This is a genomic window from Kitasatospora griseola (assembly GCF_044999035.1).
GTDB classification, from domain to species: domain Bacteria; phylum Actinomycetota; class Actinomycetes; order Streptomycetales; family Streptomycetaceae; genus Kitasatospora; species Kitasatospora griseola.
In genome coordinates, this window is record NZ_CP173360.1 from 5,287,293 (window position 1) to 5,302,509 (window position 15,217).

General features: G+C 72.7%; 12 protein-coding genes and 1 other RNA gene. 12 read left to right on the forward strand and 1 reads right to left on the reverse strand.

Annotation, left to right across the window (positions count from 1 at the left end; all coding sequences use genetic code 11):
- Positions 1-8 precede the first annotated feature (8 nt).
- The 8 genes from ACI1MP_RS24045 to ACI1MP_RS24080 all read left to right on the forward strand — a co-directional run bounded on the left by ACI1MP_RS24045 (position 9) and on the right by ACI1MP_RS24080 (position 9,834).
- On the forward strand, positions 9-1,118 hold the full coding sequence (locus ACI1MP_RS24045) for a S41 family peptidase (RefSeq protein ID WP_404869442.1): 1,110 nt from the start codon (positions 9-11) through the stop codon (positions 1,116-1,118).
- A 44-nt stretch (positions 1,119-1,162) separates the two neighbouring features.
- Positions 1,163-1,639 (forward strand): SsrA-binding protein SmpB, encoded by a 477-nt coding sequence (gene smpB, locus ACI1MP_RS24050; RefSeq protein WP_043914198.1) that lies wholly within the window; start codon positions 1,163-1,165, stop codon positions 1,637-1,639.
- A 90-nt stretch (positions 1,640-1,729) separates the two neighbouring features.
- Positions 1,730-2,998 (forward strand): alpha/beta hydrolase, encoded by a 1,269-nt coding sequence (locus tag ACI1MP_RS24055; RefSeq protein WP_380340954.1) that lies wholly within the window; start codon positions 1,730-1,732, stop codon positions 2,996-2,998.
- Positions 2,999-3,076: 78 nt separating this feature from the next.
- A complete protein-coding gene (locus tag ACI1MP_RS24060; RefSeq protein WP_404869443.1) occupies positions 3,077-4,363 on the forward strand; it encodes an alpha/beta hydrolase in 1,287 nt (428 codons plus the stop codon).
- 90 nt (positions 4,364-4,453) lie between these two features.
- Positions 4,454-4,832: a transfer-messenger RNA gene (gene ssrA, locus ACI1MP_RS24065) on the forward strand.
- Between the two features lie 173 nt (positions 4,833-5,005).
- Positions 5,006-7,306 (forward strand): HelD family protein, encoded by a 2,301-nt coding sequence (locus tag ACI1MP_RS24070; protein ID WP_380340960.1) that lies wholly within the window; start codon positions 5,006-5,008, stop codon positions 7,304-7,306.
- 331 nt (positions 7,307-7,637) lie between these two features.
- Positions 7,638-9,113: an NAD-dependent malic enzyme gene (locus tag ACI1MP_RS24075; RefSeq protein ID WP_100588581.1), complete on the forward strand. Its 1,476-nt coding sequence runs from the start codon at positions 7,638-7,640 to the stop codon at positions 9,111-9,113.
- 439 nt (positions 9,114-9,552) lie between these two features.
- Positions 9,553-9,834: an HU family DNA-binding protein gene (locus tag ACI1MP_RS24080; RefSeq protein ID WP_014136004.1), complete on the forward strand. Its 282-nt coding sequence runs from the start codon at positions 9,553-9,555 to the stop codon at positions 9,832-9,834.
- A gap of 75 nt (positions 9,835-9,909) precedes the next feature.
- On the opposite strand, the gene murA is transcribed toward ACI1MP_RS24080, so the two are convergent.
- Entirely contained in the window at positions 9,910-11,265 is a 1,356-nt protein-coding gene (gene murA, locus ACI1MP_RS24085; protein ID WP_100588582.1) for a UDP-N-acetylglucosamine 1-carboxyvinyltransferase, read from the reverse strand.
- A 218-nt stretch (positions 11,266-11,483) separates the two neighbouring features.
- Here murA and ACI1MP_RS24090 point away from each other — a divergent pair, with 218 nt between their 5' ends.
- The 4 genes from ACI1MP_RS24090 to ACI1MP_RS24105 all read left to right on the forward strand — a co-directional run bounded on the left by ACI1MP_RS24090 (position 11,484) and on the right by ACI1MP_RS24105 (position 15,217).
- The gene (locus tag ACI1MP_RS24090) at positions 11,484-12,062 is read left to right on the forward strand and encodes a YqgE/AlgH family protein (protein ID WP_043914190.1); all 579 of its coding nucleotides are present in this window, start codon (positions 11,484-11,486) and stop codon (positions 12,060-12,062) included.
- A gap of 60 nt (positions 12,063-12,122) precedes the next feature.
- Complete coding sequence (locus ACI1MP_RS24095; protein WP_030459614.1) at positions 12,123-12,398, forward strand: DUF3039 domain-containing protein; 276 nt, start codon at positions 12,123-12,125, stop codon at positions 12,396-12,398.
- 69 nt (positions 12,399-12,467) lie between these two features.
- Positions 12,468-14,099, forward strand: a complete 1,632-nt coding sequence (locus ACI1MP_RS24100; protein ID WP_380340964.1) for a beta-N-acetylhexosaminidase — start codon at positions 12,468-12,470, stop codon at positions 14,097-14,099.
- Between the two features lie 221 nt (positions 14,100-14,320).
- Positions 14,321-15,217: a xanthine dehydrogenase family protein subunit M gene (locus tag ACI1MP_RS24105; protein ID WP_100588585.1), complete on the forward strand. Its 897-nt coding sequence runs from the start codon at positions 14,321-14,323 to the stop codon at positions 15,215-15,217.

The window sequence follows — 15,217 nt, forward strand, 5'->3', positions numbered from 1 at the left end:
TCGCCGGTATGCCGACAGGACCGCGTGTACGCCAGGGGATGACCCTCGGCCTGGTGTTCGGCGCCGTGCTGTTCGCCGGAGCCGCTTCCGGGGCCTGGGGCGAGCCGATCGGTTCGCCCCGGGCCCCGTCGTCGTCCGACGGGGCCCGGGGCGCCGACCTGTCCGGGGCCGACCTGAGCCCGCAGGAGGCCCGGCAGTTGGTCGGCACCAGCGGCGACCGGTGGGCGGCCTACCTCAGCCCGCAGCAGTACCGGGACTTCACCGGCGGCCGCTACCCGGGCATCGGCCTGTCCCTGGACCGTGCCGCCGACGGCCCCACCGAGGTGGCCGAGGTGCTGCCCGGCTCGCCCGCCGCCCGGGCCGGGATCACCGCCGGCGAGAAGCTGGTCAGCGTGGACGGCGTCCCGGCCGACCGGCTGCCCGTGACCGAGGTGGTGTCCCGGCTGCGCGGCGGCCCGGCCGGCAGCGCGGTCGCGGTCGGCGTGCAGGGCGGCGACGGGCCGGTCCGCGAACTCAGCCTGACCCGGGCCGAACTGGCCGCCCGTGAGGTCGAGTCCGACCGTCCCCGCCCCGGGGTGGCCCGGATCGCCGTGCACGCCTTCACCGAGGGCGTGGCCGACCAGGTGCGCGCCGCCGCGGCCGGCGCCCGCGGCGTGGTGCTGGACCTGCGCGGCAACTCCGGCGGCCTGGTCGAGGAGGCCGTCGGCGTCGCCTCGGCGTTCCTCGACGGCGGCCCGGTGGCCAGCTACCAGGCGCACGGCGAGCGCCGCGAACTGACCGCCGCCCCGGGCGGCGACACCGCCGTCCCGCTGGTGGTGCTCGTCGACGGCGGCACCATGAGCGCCGCCGAACTGCTGGCCGGCGCCCTGCAGGACCGCTCCCGGGCCGTCCTGGTCGGCGGGCGCACCTTCGGCAAGGGCACCGTCCAGCAGCCCAGCCGGCTCGCCGACGGTTCGGTGGTCGAGCTCACCGTCGGCCGCTACCAGACCCCGGCCGGCCGCTCCCCGGACGGCACCGGCGTCCAACCCGACGTTCCCGGCCCCGCCGGCGACGACGACGGGACGGACGCCCTGGCGCTGAGGGTGCTGGAGGGGCTGAGTCCGACCGGCGCGCCGTAAAGGGGCTGCCGAGGCCGCCCCCGAGGTGCGAGAATGACGGAGCTATGGCAAAGGAAACGGGCAAGAAGCTGGTCGCGCAGAACAAGAAGGCGCGGCACGAGTACACCATCCTCGACACCTACGAGTGCGGCATGGTGCTCACCGGAACCGAGGTCAAGTCGCTCCGCGAGGGCCGGGCCAACCTGGTCGACGGCTACGCGTACATCCAGGGCGGCGAGGCCTGGATCGACAACGTCTTCATCCCCGAGTACACCCAGGGCACCTGGACCAACCACTCGGCCCGCCGCAAGCGAAAGCTGCTGCTGCACAAGATGGAGATCCGCAAGCTCGAGTCCAAGGCCAAGGACACCGGCCACACGCTGGTCCCGCTGTCCCTGTACTTCAAGGACGGCCGCGCCAAGCTCGAAATCGCCCTCGCCGTCGGCAAGAAGCTCTACGACAAGCGGCAGACCCTGCGCGAGCGCCAGGACCGCCGCGAGTCCGACCGCGCGGTGGCCGCGGCCCGCCGGCGGCAGGGCTGACCCCGCCGCCGGGGAACGGCTGAACCGGAGTCAGGTAAACAGTACCTCCCGGTTGTACGCGGACAGTTGGCGCGACCGTACGATCTGTGCGTGGAGATCTCACTGCTCAGCGGCTGGCTGCCCTGGACCTTGCGGATACTGGCCCTGGTGGCGGTCGCGGCGGCGCTGGCCCGCATCAGCCCGTTCTGGTTGCGCCGCAGACTGCCCTGGGTGGTCGGCGGCTCGATCGGCCTGACGGCGCTGACCGCGCTGCTGGTCGCCCTGGTCGGCGGCGTCGACGACCCGCTGCCGTTCGGCCTGTGGTTCTGGCTGTGCTGCGCCCTGCTCGGGCTCGGCGGCCTGGCGGCGGGCATCCGCAACTCCAGCTGGTGGAACCTGGCCGCGGTGCCGGTGGCGGCCGGGCTGTCGCTGCTGTGCGCCGCCAACTCGCTGAACATCTCCACCGGCTACTACCCGAGCGTGGACGCCGCCGTGGGCGACCTGTCGGGCGCCCCGGTGCCCCAGCAGATGAGCCTGGACGAGGCCCGCAACACCGTCGGCAAGGCGACCGAGGGCCGGGTCGTCCAGGTCGACATCCCCGCCGAGCCGAGCGGCTTCAAGCACCGGCGCGAGCTGGTCTACCTGCCGCCGGCCTGGTTCCGCAGCAAGGTGCGGCCCAAGCTGCCCGTGCTGGAGATGATCGGCGGCCAGTACGCCGCCCCCGACAACTGGATCCGGGCCGGCGAGGCGATCAAGACCGCCGACGAGTTCGCCGCCGCGCACAACGGCTTCGCCCCGATCCTGGTGATGGTCGACGCCACCGGAAGCTTCAAGACCGACACCGAGTGCGTCAACGGCGCCCACGGCAAGGCCGAGGACCACCTGGTCAAGGACATCCCGCAGTACATGGAGAAGACCTTCGACACCGCCACCGGGCCGCGTTCCTGGGGTGTGATCGGCTGGTCGATGGGCGGCACCTGCGCCGTCGACCTGGCCGTGGTCCACCCCGACGTGTTCGGCCGGTTCGTCGACATCTCCGGCGACGACGGCCCCAACGTCGGCAGCAAGCAGGTCACCATCACCCAGCTGTACGGCGGCGACACGGCCGCCTGGGAGGCGCACGACCCGGCGACGGTGCTCGGCAAGGCCAAGAAGGGCGTCTACCAGAACTCCAGCGGCCTGTTCGTGGTCGGCGACCAGGAGACCGAGAAGCACCTCACCGCCGCGCAGAACCTCGACAAGGCCGCGAAGGCCGCCGGCCTGACCACCGAGGTGCGGGTCCGCCCCGGCAAGCACGACTGGCAGCTCGGCTCCCTGGCCTTCAAGGAGTCGCTGCCCTGGCTGGCCAAGGAGTTCGGCCTGCCGGGCGTCACCGGCTGACCGGCGGCACTGTCGCAGCTTCGTCACCGTCCGCCGGGCGGTCCGCACCAGGGCCGCCCGGACGCCTACCATCCCGGGGTGGACATCTCGCTTCTGGACGGCTGGTTCCCGTGGACGGTGCGGGCGCTCGCCGTCGCCGCGCTGCTGGCCGTGATCGGCCGCCGTGAGCGCACCTGGTGGCAGCGGCGGCTGCCGGTGGCGGTCGCCGCGGCGGCCGGCACGGCGGCGCTGCTGGCGGTCGGGGTGCTGGAACTGTCCGGGATCACCGACCCGCTGCCGACCGCGCTGTGGATCTGGCTGGGCGTGGCGCTGCTGGCCGTCCTGGCCGTGGCGCTGGGCCGCCGCGGGGCCCGCTGGTGGCACTGGGCGGCGGCGCCCGTCGCGGTGCTGCTGGCGGTGCTGGCCGGCGCGAACACGCTGAACGCGGAGACCGGCTACTACCCGACGCTGGGCGACGCGGTCGGCGAGCTCTCCGGCTCCCCGGTGCCCGACCAGATGAGCCTGGACCAGGCCCTGCGCACCACCGGCCGCACCGGCACCGGCCGGGTGGTCGCGGTGGACGTCCCCGCCGACCCGAGCGGCTTCGCGCACCGGCAGGAGCTGGTGTACCTGCCGCCGGCCTGGTTCCGCAGCAAGGCCCGGCCCAAGCTGCCGGTGGTGGAGATGGTCGGCGGCGAGTTCGCCGCCCCCGACAACTGGGTGCGGGCCGGCAACGCGGTGAAGACCGCCGACCAGTACGCGGCCAAGCACAACGGCTTCTCCCCGGTGCTGGTGTTCGCGGACGCCACCGGCGGATTCAAGGTCGACACCGAGTGCGTGGACGGCCCCGCCGGGAACGCCGCCGACCACCTGGTCAAGGACCTGCCGAAGTACGTCGAGAAGACCTTCAACGCGTCCGCCGACCCGAAGAAGTGGGCGATGGCCGGGTGGTCGATGGGCGGCACCTGCGCGATCACCCTGACCGCCGCGCACCCCGAGGTGTTCGGCCACTTCCTGGACATCTCCGGCGACCTCGGCCCGTACATCGGCGACAAGCAGCAGACCATCGCGAAGCTGTACGGCGGCGACGCCGCCGCCTGGGCCGCCTACGACCCGCAGACCGTGCTGGCCGCGCACCGCGGCAAGTACCGGGGCGTGACCGGGATGTTCGACGTCGGCGACCAGGAGAGCGGGCAGATCGCGCACGCCAAGCAGCTGGAGGCGGCGGCCGGGAAGGCCGGGCTGGCCACCCACCTGAGCGTCGAGCCCGGACGCCACGCCTGGCAGTTCGCCGCGGGCGCGTTCGAACGCCAGCTGCCGTGGCTGGCCCAGCAGTTGGGCACCCCGGGGACGGTCGGGAAGAACCCGCCGGCCGCCGCCGGTTAATGCGCTGGACCCTTGACGCGCTGCCCGAGTACTATGGCAGCGCATCACCCGGAGGGCTCGTCCCGTCGGTGCTGTTTGTCAAATCAACATGGGGATGATCGGTTTCGACAGTGGTAGTCGAAACAGGAGAAGCGAGCCGAGGAACGCGGCAATGATCTCGTTAACCATCTGTCGCAAAAAAATAATCGCCAACTCTAAGCGCGATTCCCAGCAGTTCGCTCTCGCTGCCTGATCAGCGAAAGTGAATGGGTGTCAGCCCGGGGCGTTCCCGACCCGGATCCTGGCATAATCTAGGGAACTCAACCTTCCACCCCGGCCGCGGGGGTGGCGGGGAAACCAAACAGTGGCTGGGCCTGTTGGCGGCTTGTCCGCGTGACCGCCAGGGCCGAGAAACTCACAGCGGACTGCGCTCGGAGAAGTCCTGAATCCGCTCCACTGGACCCGGGTTCGATTCCCGGCATCTCCACCACCCCATGTGCATCGCAGAGCCGTCCTCCGCCCGGAGGGCGGCTCTCGTGCGTTCCGGAACGTGCGGTCCGGCCCCGGCCGCCCGCACGCTTCGGGGCGGGGGACCTCGTCGGCGGAACAGTTCATCCCTTAAGATCGTCCGTCCGCCTTTTTCTCCGCACCTCTGGGGGCTCCTTGGGCGCGCACGGCTCTGCCGAGCACCACACCGACACTGTCCGCGACCGCGAGATCGCGGGGGAGCAGCAGCATCTCGACACCGTCTACCAACGGCTCGAGGAGAAGCTCGCCGAGGCGGAGTACATCCTGGAGGACGCCGCGAAGCGCGTGCAGGTGGGCACACCCGGCGCGCTCGCCGAGCGTGACGCCCAGGTGTACCGCGCCGGCGCGCACCTGCAGCGACTCAACAACGAGTTCGAGGACTTCCTCTTCGGACGCATCGACCTCCAGCAGGCCGACGCGCCCGAGGAACACGGGATCCCCTCGCAGACACCGATGGACCCGGCCGACCCGGCGGTCGCCGAGAGCCTGCACATCGGCCGGCTCGGCGTGCTCGACGCCGAGTTCGGCCCGCTGGTGATCGACTGGCGGGCCCCCGCGGCCGCGCCGTTCTACCGGGCCACACCGCTGGAGCCGGGCCGGGTGATCCGCCGCCGGGTGATCCGGTCCAAGGGCCGCAAGGTCATCGGCGTCGAGGACGACCTGCTGCGTCCCGACCTGACCCCGACGCTGGACGGCGAGGAACTCGCCGTGGTCGGCGACGGCGCGCTGATGGCGACGCTGGGCCGGGCCCGCGGCCACACGATGCGCGACATCGTCTCGTCCATCCAGAAGGAGCAGGACGAGGTGATCCGGGCCGCCGCGGCCGGCGCCACCCTGGTCACCGGCGGCCCCGGCACCGGCAAGACCGCCGTCGCCCTGCACCGCGCCGCGTTCCTGCTCTACCAGGACCGCCGGCGCTACGCGGGCGGCATCCTGGTGGTCAGCCCGACGGCGCTGCTGGTCTCCTACACCGAGGGCGTGCTGCCCTCGCTGGGCGAGGAGGGCCAGGTGGCGATCCGCGCGGTCGGCAGCCTGGTCGACGGCATCGAGGCCGGCCGCTACGACACCCCCGAGACGGCCCGGATCAAGGGCTCCTCGCGGATGGTGCAGCTGCTGCGCCGGGCCGCCCGCGCGGCCCTGGAGCTGGGCGCGCCGACCGAGCTGAAGGTGTTCGCCCGCGGCCGGGCGCTGCGGCTGGACGCCGGCCGGCTGAAGACCGTGCGCGGCAACGTGGTCGGCGGCGGCGGCACCCCGCTGAACCTGCTGCGCCCGCGCGCCCGCCGCCTGCTGCTGGACGCGCTCTGGTCGGAGGCGGTCCGCGACCTGCCGAAGCCGGTCAGCCACGGCGAGCGCGAGCAGCGCCAGGAGGAGCGCGAGTCCTTCGACGAGTACGTGTCCGACGAGGCGGTGTTCCTGGACTTCCTGGACGCCTGGTGGCCGGCCGTCACCCCGCGCCGGGTGCTGGCCACGCTGCGCCAGCACCGGCACACCAACCGGATCGCCCGCCGGGCCGTCACCCCGGAGGAGTCCCGGCTGCTCGCGGCGTCCTGGCGGCACCTGGACGACCGGGGCGCCGGCGACCTGTCGGCGCACGACGTGGCGCTGGTCGACGAACTGCAGGTGCTGCTCGGCGAGCCGGCCCGCCCGAAGGTCCGCGAGGTCGACGCGATGGACCTGCTGACCGGCCTGGACGAAGTCACCACCTACGGCGAGCGGGCCTACGGGCGGCGCGAGCGCGAGCGCGTCCCGGAGGAGCGCCGCGAGTACGCGCACGTCATCGTCGACGAGGCGCAGGACCTCACGCCGATGCAGTGGCGGATGATCGGCCGCCGCTCCCGGATGGCGACCTGGACGATCGTCGGCGACCCCGCGCAGTCGTCCTGGCCGTTCCCCGAGGAGGCGCAGGCGGCGATGGACGAGGTGCTGGCGGGCAAGCCGCGCCGCCGGCACACGCTGACGGTCAACTACCGCAACCCGGCGGAGATCGCCGAGGTGGCGGCGAAGGTGCTGGCGCTGGCCGCGCCCGGCACCCCGTCGCCGAGCGCGGTCCGGGCGACCGGCGCGCACCCGCGGTTCGCGGCGGTCCGGGACACCGACGCGGCGTCCTTCGGCAAGGCCGCCCGGGCCGAGCTGGAGCGGCTGCTGGCCGAGGTCGACGGCACCGTCGCGATCGTCGTCCCGATGGACCGCCGGGCGGAGGCCGCGAGCTGGGCCGAGGGCCTGGGAGAGCGGGTGGTGGCGCTGGGCAGCCTGGAGGCGAAGGGCCTGGAGTACGACGCCACCGTGGTCGCCGACCCGACCGGCATTGCGGGCGAGTCGGAGGCGGGCCTGCGGGTGCTGTACGTGGCGCTGACCCGCGCCACCCAGCGGCTGACGGTACTGTCCGGCCCGGACGACCTGCCGGATGCCGCCGGAGTCCCCGCCCTGCTGAAGTAGGGCGAGCAAGCGCGAAGGCCCCCCACCTGGAGGTGGGGGGCCTTCGTCAAGCAGAACACCGACCCGCCATGCTCGCCTCGCGGCAAGTGGTCCCTCGAAGGGACGAAGGTTGGGCCCGGGGGCTTGGATCGAGCCGGTGCCGTTCCAATGTAACGCATCCGGGCCCACGGGCAAGGAGGCCGCCGGTCGGGGCCGGGCCGGTTTGTCGGATCCGCACACTCAATGAACGTTATTTCTGGCTGACCGCCGGTAGGTGCGACGATCGATACCTAGCATGCTGCGCGATTACCAGGCCGTACACGGTCTGCTGATTCTAGGAAGAAGGACGTCGATGGCGACGGTGCCCAGTGTCTCGAACTCGATCACGGTCCGGTTGGAGGTGCCGGCCACCGGCAACGCGGTGAGCTCCATCACCACCGCGGTCGAGTCCTCCGGCGGCTCGGTCACCGGCCTCGACGTCACCGCCTCCGGCCTGGAGGCGCTGCGCATCGACGTCACCGTGGCGGCGTCCTCGGTGGCGCACGGCCAGGAGATCGTCGAGAAGCTCCGTGCGATCGACGGCGTCACCATCGGGAAGGTCTCCGACCGTACGTTCCTGATGCACCTCGGCGGCAAGATCGAGATGTCCTCGAAGCTGCCGATCCGCAACCGTGACGACCTCAGCATGATCTACACCCCGGGCGTGGCCCGGGTGTGCATGGCGATCGCGGAGAACCCGGAGGACGCCCGCCGCCTGACCATCAAGCGCAACTCGGTCGCGGTGGTCACCGACGGCTCGGCGGTGCTGGGCCTGGGCAACATCGGCCCGAAGGCCGCGCTGCCGGTGATGGAGGGCAAGGCGGCGCTGTTCAAGCGCTTCGCCGGCATCGACGCGTGGCCGCTCTGCCTGGACACCCAGGACGCCGACGAGATCGTGGCGATCGTCAAGGCCATCGCCCCGGGCTTCGCCGGCATCAACCTGGAGGACATCTCCGCGCCGCGCTGCTTCGAGATCGAGGCCCGGCTGCGCGAGGCGCTGGACATCCCGGTCTTCCACGACGACCAGCACGGCACCGCGATCGTGGTGCTGGCCGCGCTGACCAACGCGCTGAAGGTGGTCGGCAAGGAGATCGGCGAGATCCGGGTCGTGATGAGCGGCGCCGGCGCCGCGGGCACCGCGATCCTCAAGCTGCTGATGGCCGCGGGCGTCTCGCACGCCACCGTGGCGGACGTGCAGGGCGTGGTCCACCTGGGCCGCGAGGACCTGAACGACAACCTGCGCTGGATCGCCGAGAACACCAACCGCTCCGGCCGCACCGGCACCCTAAAGGAGGCGGTGGCGGACGCCGACGTGTTCATCGGCGTCTCCGCCCCGAACGTGCTGGACGGCGACGACCTGGCCACCATGGCCAAGGACGCGATCGTCTTCGCGCTGGCCAACCCCGACCCGGAGGTCGACCCGGCGGTGGCCCGGCAGACCGCCGCGGTGGTCGCCACCGGCCGCAGCGACTTCCCCAACCAGATCAACAACGTGCTGGTCTTCCCGGGTGTCTTCCGCGGCCTGCTGGACGCCCAGTCCAGCAGCGTCGACACCGAGATGATGCTGGCCGCCGCCCGTGCGCTGGCCACCACCGTCACCGACGACGAGCTGAACCCGAACTACATCATCCCCAGCGTCTTCCACCCGGGCGTCGCCAAGACCGTCGCCTCGGCCGTCCGGGACGCCGCCGTGGCGGCCCGTGGCGACGCGGAGACGGCCCCGTCGAAGCCCACCCCGGGCATCGTCGGAACGCTCGACACCGCCGCGTTCCCGGCCGTTCAGCTCTGAGTCGGCGAGCGCCCGGCGCGTTCGTCGCACCCCGATTGCGGCGAACGTGCCGGATCCCTTGCGACACAAGGGAAAGGGGCGTGTTTGGGCTTGTCGGTGCCAGGGCGTACGGTAGCCCTGCGACGGGGTGGCGTGTCCGACAAGTACGGAACGTCCCTTGTTGCGCAACGGCGTGTCGTCCCGGCCGCCGCCCGCCCCGGCCACCCCGGAGCCGACGGAGCGTCACACCTCTGTCCGGCGGGCGCTGTTCGGGTCAACCACGCCGGTGCCCGATTGGCTTTCTCAGTGCCGGTCGGGGCAGGATTCGTACCCAGGCGGGCAGTTTGCGGCGCTTCGCGGTGCGAGCCCGGCCCCTGACCACCCCTCGCCTGAACGAGCACCGTCGCGCGGACCGGCCATGCCTCCGCGCACGGCAGAGCAACAGACCACAGGAGTACACATGAACCGCAGTGAGCTGGTGGCCGCGCTGGCCGAGCGCGCCGAGGTGACCCGCAAGGACGCCGACGCCGTGCTGGCCGCCTTCGCCGAGATCACCGGCGAGGTCGTCGCCAAGGGCGACGAGAAGGTCACCATCCCCGGTTTCCTGACCTTCGAGCGCACCCTGCGCGCCGCCCGCACCGCCCGCAACCCGCAGACCGGCGAGCCGATCCAGATCGCCGAGGGCTTCAGCGTCAAGGTGAGCGCCGGCTCGAAGCTGAAGGAAGCCGCGAAGGGCAAGTGACCCTCCGCTGAACGCACCGGTGGCCGGTCTCCCCTCGGGGGAGGCCGGCCACCGGCTTGTGCGGGCCCTGCGCGGTCAGGCGGTCAGCTGGACCTCGGCCGGCTCGACCTCCGACGGCAGCTCGATGTGCGCGCCCAGGTCGCGCAGCTTGTCCATGAAGTTCTCGTAGCCGCGGTTGATCAGGTCGATGCCGTGCACCGTGGAGGTGCCCTCGGCGGCCAGCGCCGCGATCAGGTACGAGAAGCCGCCGCGCAGGTCGGGGATGACCAGCTCGCCGCCCATCAGCTTGGACGGGCCGGAGACCACCGCGGAGTGCTTGAAGTTGCGGGCCCCGAACCGGCACGGGGTGCCGCCCAGGCACTCGCGGTACAGCTGGATGTGGGCGCCCATCTGGTTCAGCGCGCCGGTGAAGCCCAGCCGGGACTCGTACACCGTCTCGTGCACGATCGACAGGCCGGTGGCCTGGGTCAGCGCCACCACCAGCGGCTGCTGCCAGTCGGTCTGGAAGCCCGGGTGCACGTCGGTCTCCAGGGCGATCGCCTTGAGCTCGCCGCCCGGGTGCCAGAACCGGATGCCCGCGTCGTCGATCTCGTAGGCGCCGCCGACCTTCCGGAAGGTGTTCAGGAAGGTCATCATCGGGATCTGCTCGGCGCCGCGGACGTAGATGTCGCCCTTGGTGGCCAGTGCCGCGCAGGCCCACGAGGCGGCCTCCAGGCGGTCCGGCAGCGCCCGGTGGGTGTAGCCGTCCAGCTCGTCCACACCGGTGATCAGGATGGTGCGGTCGGTGCCCAGCGAGATGATCGCGCCCATCTTCTGCAGCACGCAGATCAGGTCGACGATCTCCGGCTCGATCGCGGCGTTGCGCAGCTCGGTGACGCCCTCGGCGAGCACCGCGGTCAGCAGCACCTGCTCGGTGGCGCCGACCGACGGGTACGGCAGCTCGATCTTGGTGCCGCGCAGCCGCTGGGTGGCCACCAGGTAGGTGCCCTGCGGGTGCTTCTCGATGGTGGCGCCGAACTGGCGCAGCACCTCGAAGTGGAAGTCCACCGGCCGGCCGCCGATGTCGCAGCCGCCCAGGCCCGGGATGAAGGCGTGGCCGAGGCGGTGCAGCAGCGGGCCGCAGAACAGGATCGGGATGCGCGAGGAGCCGGCGTGCGCGTCGATGTCCGCCACGTTGGCGCTCTCGACGTGCGACGGGTCGAGGATCAGCTCGCCCTCCTCGTCGCCGGTGCGGACGGTGACCCCGTGCAGCTGCAGCAGGCCGCGGACGACCTTGACGTCCCGGATGTCCGGCACGCTGCGCAGTCTGCTGGGGCCCTGGCCGAGCAGCGCGGCGACCATGGCCTTGGGGACCAGGTTCTTGGCGCCGCGGATCTGGATCTCGCCTTCGAGCGGGTTTCCGCCGTGGACCAGCAGGACGTCGTCGGTCATCGTTCTCGCAATCCGGGTGCGCAGGGGAGGTTTTCGGCTGCGGAGCTGAGGGAACGGCCCTTCGCCACCTCATAGATGGTAGAGGGTGGGCGATTGGTTCCCGTGTGCCCTATTGGTGATCATGCTGTGAGGCGTGCCGACCGGCACCGCCATTGGGCCGGACGGGTGGCCCTGCGCACGGCCTGCCGGGTGTCCCGCAGGGCCCGTCGGGAGGCATCATGGCAGGCATGGAAGCGGCCCCCGTGCTCACCGGCCGACTGCTCGTGGCCACGCCCGTGCTGACGGACCCGAACTTCGCCAGGTCGGTCGTCCTGCTGCTCGACCACGACTCCCAGGGGGCGCTCGGGGTGGTGCTCAACCGGCCCACCCCGGTGGACGTGGCCGCCGTGCTGGACGGCTGGGCCGCGCTGGCCGGCGACCCCGCGGTGGTGTTCCAGGGCGGGCCGGTCGGGCTGGACTCGGCGCTGGCGATCGCCGTGGTGCCCGGCGAGGAGACCCACCCGGGGCCGCTCGGCTGGCGGCGGGTGCACGGGGCGATCGGCCTGGTCGACCTGGAGGCCCCGCCGGAGGTGCTGGCCGGGGTGCTCGGCGGCATGCGGGTGTTCGCCGGCTACGCGGGCTGGTCGCCCGGCCAGCTGGAGCAGGAGATCGCCGAGGGCGCCTGGTACCCGGTGGAGTGCGAGGCCGGCGACGTCTCCTGCGTGGAGCCGGACCGGATGTGGCGGGCCGTGCTGCGCCGCCAGCGCGGGCCGCTGGCGATGCTCGCCACCTACCCGGACGACCCGACGCTGAACTGACCGGCGGGCCGGTTCCGCATGGTGGCCGGGTTCCGGGCGGCCCCCATAGACTTGGCACCCATGAGCACTCTTGAGCCCGAGCGCGGCCTCGGCACCGGCACCCTGGTCGAGCCCGTCCCGCAGACTTCGCACGGGGACGGCGACCACGAGCGCTTCGCCCACTACGTCCAGAAGGACAAGATCATGGAGAGCGCGCTCTCCGGGTCCCCCGTGGTGGCGCTGTGCGGCAAGGTCTGGGTGCCCGGCCGCGACCCGAAGAAGTACCCGGTCTGCCCGATGTGCAAGGAGATCTTCGACGGGCTGAACAACCCGGGCGGGGACGACAAGAAGGACTGACCGTCCGGCCGGAGCGAAGCCCCCGAGTGGTCTATGCCAATCGGGGTGAACCGGGGCAGGATGAGGCGCATGGACCTCATCCCTGCCCCGTTGCACGTCCACACCCCCGCCGACACCGCCCCGTTCGAGCTGCACGCCGGCACCCGGATCGCCGCCGCCCCCGGCGCCGAGGGCGTGGCCCGTCGGCTGCGCGCCGAGCTGTCCGCCGCCACCGGCTTCGACCTGGACCCGGCCCCGGCGGGGCAGGACGGCGGCCTGGTGCTCGCACTGGACGACGCCCTCGCCGCCGAGGAGTACCGGCTGAGCGCCGGCCCGGACGCGGTGCGGCTCACCGGCGGCGCCGCCGCGGGCCTGTCGTACGCCGCCCAGACGCTGCGCCAGCTGCTCGGCCCCGCCGTGTACCGCACCGCCCCGCTGCCCGGCGCGCGCTGGACGGTTCCCGCGGTGGAGATCCACGACGCGCCCCGGTTCGGCTGGCGCGGCGCGCTGCTGGACGTCTCCCGGCACTTCATGCCGAAGGCCGGGGTGCTGCGGTTCGTCGACCAGCTGGCCGCGCACAAGCTGAACGTCCTCCACTTCCACCTGACCGACGACCAGGGTTGGCGGATCGAGGTCAAGCGCTACCCGGAGCTCACCGGGACCGCCGCCTGGCGGGAGCGGTCGATGGTCGGCTTCCGGGCCGGCAAGCGGCACGACGACCAGCCGCACGGCGGCTACTACACCCAGGACGACCTGCGCGAGATCGTCGCCTACGCCGCCGCCCGGCACATCACCGTCGTCCCCGAGGTCGACCTGCCCGGCCACAACCAGGCCGCCATCGCCGCCTACCCCGAGCTCGGCAACACCGACGTGGTGGACACCGCCGCGCTCGGCACCTGGACCGACTGGGGCGTCAGCGAGAACATCCTGAACGCCTCCGAGGCCACCCTGCGGTTCTACGAGCACGTGCTGGAGGAGGTGCTGGAGATCTTCCCCTCCACCTTCGTCCACCTCGGCGGCGACGAGTGTCCCAAGGACCAGTGGAAGGCCAGCCCCGCCGCGCAGGCCCGGATCGCCGAACTCGGGCTGAGCGACGAGTTCGAGCTGCAGAGCCACGTCATCCGGCACTTCGACGGCTGGCTGGCCGAGCGCGGCCGCCGGCTGATCGGCTGGGACGAGATCCTGGAGGGCGGCCTCGCCCCCGGCGCGGCGGTCTCCTCCTGGCGCGGCTACGAGGGCGGCATCGCCGCCGCGCAGGCCGGGCACGACGTGGTGATGTGCCCCGAGCAGCACGTCTACCTCGACCACCGGCAGGACGGCGGCGAGGACGAGCCGATCCCGGTCGGCTGGGTGCGCTCGCTGGAGGACGTCTACCGCTTCGAGCCGGTGCCGCCGCAGCTCGACGAGCGGGCCGCCCGGCACGTCATCGGCACCCAGGCGAACATCTGGACCGAGTTCATGTTCGACGGCCGGGACGTCGACTACAAGGTGTTCCCGCGGCTCGCCGCGTTCGCCGAGGTCGCCTGGTCCGACCTGCCGCGCGACCCCGAGGCGCGCGACTGGGCCGGTTTCGAGGCCCGGATGGCCGGCCACTACCCGCGCCTCGACGCCCTCGGCATCGAGTACCGCCGCCCCGAGGGCCCGCGCCCGTGGCAGCGCAAGCCCGGCATCGTCGGCCGGCCGATCGAGGGTCGTCCCGGCGCCGGGCCGGCCGTCGGATAGGACCTGCCGGAACTCCGGGCGCGGCCGCCTCGTCAAGATCAAGTGAACAGCCGATCACCTGGACATCGGCCCGGTCGCGTTCGTGCGCGTTCGCGCCCGGAGTTGTCCCGAGTTGTTCGGACCTGTCCGCGACCTCGGAAATGATCAGCGGTCTTTGTGTGCCAGAGTTGCCCAACCCGCACCGATCGCCCGTACCCTACGGGCGGCAGGCCGCACTGCAAATGGAGCACGGTGGGAACCTGGTGAACCGGACGATCATGATGCCGGCCTCGGTGGACGAGGCGGTCGAAGCGCTGGCCGCCACCCCCGGGGCGGTGCCGGTGGCGGGTGCCACCGACCTGATGGAGGCCGTCAACGGCGGGCGGCTGCGGCCCGCCGCCCTGATCGGACTCGGCCGGATCACCGAACTGCGCGGCTGGCGCTACGAGGACGGCGGCACCGCCGTCCTCGGCGCCGGCCTCACCCACGCCCGGATGGACCGCCCCGACTTCGCCGCCCTGATCCCGGCCCTCGCCGACGCCGCCCGCACCGCGGGCCCCCCGCAGGTGCGCAACGTCGGCACCCTCGGCGGCAACATCGCCACCGGCGCCCCCGCCGGCGACACCCTCCCGGTGCTCGCCGCCCTCGAAGCCACCGCCACCCTCGCCCGGCCGGGCACCGTCCGCGAGGTGCCGATCAGTCACCTGCTCACCGGACTCGACCCGCTGCGACCCGGCGAACTGCTCACCTGGGTGCGGGTCCCGCTGCTGCACGCCCCGCAGGTGTTCCTGAAGTCCACCGGCCGCAGCGGCCCGTCCCGCGCCGCCGCCTCCGTCGCCCTGGTCCTCGACCCCGCCCGGCGCGGCGTGCGCTGCGCCGTCGGCGCCGTCGCCCCCGTCCCGCTGCGGCCGCTGGAGGCCGAGAGCTGGGTGGCCGGCTGCATCGACTGGGACGCCCGCGGCCAGGACGGCGCGGTCCTGATCGACCCCGCCGCGCTCGCCGCGTTCGGCGAATACGTGGCCGCCGCCTGCGTCCCCGAGGGCGCCGCCGGCGGCGAGGGGGCGGGCCCGGCGGGCGCCCGCCTGCGGCGTACCGTAGCCGTGCTGGCCCGCCGGGCGTTGGGAAGGGCGCTGAAGTGA